A 2,716-nucleotide genomic window follows, 5' to 3' on the forward strand; every position below is an offset into this window, starting at 1 on the left:
CGGCGCCATCGAGCCGCTGTACAACGCCATTGCGGTGGTGGTGTTGCTGCGCGTCGAGCCGTTATTCAGGATCGATGCGGAGCTGTCGAATTCAAGGGCAAAATAGCTGCCAATGACGACCCCGTTATTCGCCAGTGTCCACGTTATCGTGCTGTCCGACTTTCCGTATATGGCGACGCCGCCTTGTACGGTTGTATCGATAATGGCATTCGAAACAACGGTGAACGGATTGTCAGCGGGATTGAGCGCGTAGCCGGTGTTTGAACCGGCCAGATCAGTGGCATTCGCGGTGTCGACTGTCAAATTGGCGAATGCCAGTATTGTTATTGGCAGACCGATCCAGCGATGCTCTTTTTTTACCCAGGATACCGAATCACCGCGCGGTCTCTTTGACCTTTTCGAAGCGCTCATCACCCATTTCCAAATCGAATCGACTCAGCACTTTAGACTGTCGAGAACGCGTTGGCGATGAGCAATGGGGCCTTCAAACAAGGAGCGAAATGCTGCGATCTTTTATTTTGGATTTGTCGGTGAACTACATCCCACGCGATAAAACCGCCGTACCGACAGTCACGACGCCCAGCACAATATTGATCAGCACGAGACGGCGAATGGTGCCGACAGAACGCGCGCCATCGGGCCAGTTCTGCGATTGAACCGCGCGCCGAATCCTCGGGAACACGCTGAAACGGATATGCCCGAAAATCAGCATCATCACAATGCCGATGCCGGCCATTGCATGCAGCGGCCAGGGCGCATGGCCACCGCCAAACTGGGTCAACAGGAAACCGCCTGTCAGCAAGATCACGAGCACCGACGCCGCGACCCAATTGAAAAACCGGGCAAACACGGATTCCCATAAAGGCAGACGCAATTGCGGCGATAAATCCGCGATGGCCGGCCGCAGGCAAAAATGCGCGAAAATCATTCCGCCAATCCAGACCGCGATTCCCAATAGATGCAGGAACAGCGCCACTTCAATCGCCTTGTTCATCTGTGTTCCCAATTGCAGGTGAAGCCGTCGCTGAATGCGACATTCGGGCATTCGACTCGCCTGAATGAAACCAGTTCAAGTATTTTTCAAGATAAAGAAATGCCTCGGGCGGACGGGCCCGAGGCATCTGAGAATCACGCCGGCTCTCAGCCTTCGAGGACCGGACGCAAATCAGTCACCTTGATGGTCACATCCGGCGCACGGCCCTTGCGCGCACGCTTGCCGACATAAGCCTCCAGCGCCGCCCACGTGAGCTTTTCGTCGCGCACCTTGCCGCCGCGTCCCGCGCCGGTGAGCACGAGACCACGCTTGTCGATGGTCAACGCCTGACGCAACGTCTCCTTCGGTTCAAGCGCGACGAGGATCACGCCGCGCCCGCCGCCCGAGAGCGTCTTCATTTCATCCATACCGAACACCAGCAGGCGCCCGTTGCTCGTCAAGCACGCGACATGCGTGGCGCCGGCCAGCACCGGCATGGGCGTCAACGGAAGCGCGCCTTCGTCGATCGTCATGAACGACTTGCCCGCCTTCACGCGGCTGACCATATCGCCGAGCTTGGCCATGAAGCCAAAGCCGTTACTCGATGCCAGCAACAACGGTTGCTCTACCGGCGCCGCAAAGTAATGCAGCAGATGGGTTCCCGATTCCAGTTCGATCAACGACGTCACCGGCACACCATCACCACGCCCACCCGGCAACATGGCGACCGGCACGGAATACACGCGCCCGTTGCTGCCCCATGCGATCAGGATATCCGGCGTGCGCGCGAGGAACGTGCCGTAGATGCCATCGCCCGCCTTGAACTGGAAGGTCGCGGGATCGAGTCCATGCCCCTTCAAGGCACGCACCCAGCCCTTCTGCGATACAACCACCGTCACCGGATCGTCGACCACGCGCGCTTCGAATGTGGCGCGCTTTTCGGCCTGGATCAGCGTGCGGCGTTCGTCGCCATACGTCTTGGCATCGCCTTCGATTTCCTTGATCAGCAGGCGCTTCATGGCAGCGTCGCTATTCAGCAGTTCTTCGAGCTTTTCCTTTTCGCTGCGCAGATCCTTCAATTCCTGCTCGATCTTGATCGCCTCGAGGCGTGCAAGCTGACGCAAACGAATTTCGAGAATGTCGTCGGCCTGGCGCTCGCTCAGCTTGAAACGCTCCATGAGCGCTTCCTTGGGATCGTCGGCTTCACGAATGACGCGGATCACTTCGTCGATATTCAGAAAGACGATCATCCGCCCTTCGAGAATATGGATGCGGTCGTTCACCTTGCCCAGCCGATGCTGCGTGCGCCGCGTGACCGTCGTGAAGCGGAACCCGACCCACTCGTGCAGGATCTCGCGCAGACCTTTCTGACGCGGCCGGCCGTCGGCGCTGATCATGACCAGATTGATGGACGAGTTCGATTCCAGGCTCGTATGCGCGAGCAGCGAATGCACGAACTCCGTCTGGTCGATACGGCTCGACTTCGGCTCGAACACAAGCCGCACGGGCGCGTCGCGGCCGGATTCGTCGCGCACCGTATCGAGCAGCGCAAGCATGGTCTGCTTCGTCTGCAACTGATCGGGGCTCAACGCCTTCTTGCCGAGCTTGATCTTGGGGTTCGTCAGTTCCTCGATTTCCTCGAGCACCTTCTGGCCCGACGTGCTAGGCGGCAACTCGGTAATCACGAGTTGCCACTGACCACGCGCCATGTCCTCGATCTTCCAGCGCGCCCGCACTTTCAGG

General features: G+C 58.8%; 3 protein-coding genes. All 3 read right to left on the reverse strand.

What is annotated here, in order from left to right; genetic code table 11:
- On the reverse strand, window positions 1-411 hold a 411-nt coding region (locus ACFFAR_RS30305), incomplete at its 3' end, for a hypothetical protein (protein WP_375509124.1).
- A gap of 124 nt (window positions 412-535) precedes the next feature.
- Complete coding sequence (locus ACFFAR_RS30310) at window positions 536-994, reverse strand: CopD family protein (RefSeq protein WP_061998942.1); 459 nt, start codon at window positions 992-994, stop codon at window positions 536-538.
- A 146-nt stretch (window positions 995-1,140) separates the two neighbouring features.
- Window positions 1,141-2,716: DNA gyrase subunit A (locus tag ACFFAR_RS30315; RefSeq protein WP_375509125.1), on the reverse strand; the 1,576-nt coding region annotated here is incomplete at its 5' end.

Origin of the sequence: uncultured Caballeronia sp. (genome assembly GCF_964243625.1) — a bacterium.
GTDB lineage: Bacteria > Pseudomonadota > Gammaproteobacteria > Burkholderiales > Burkholderiaceae > Caballeronia.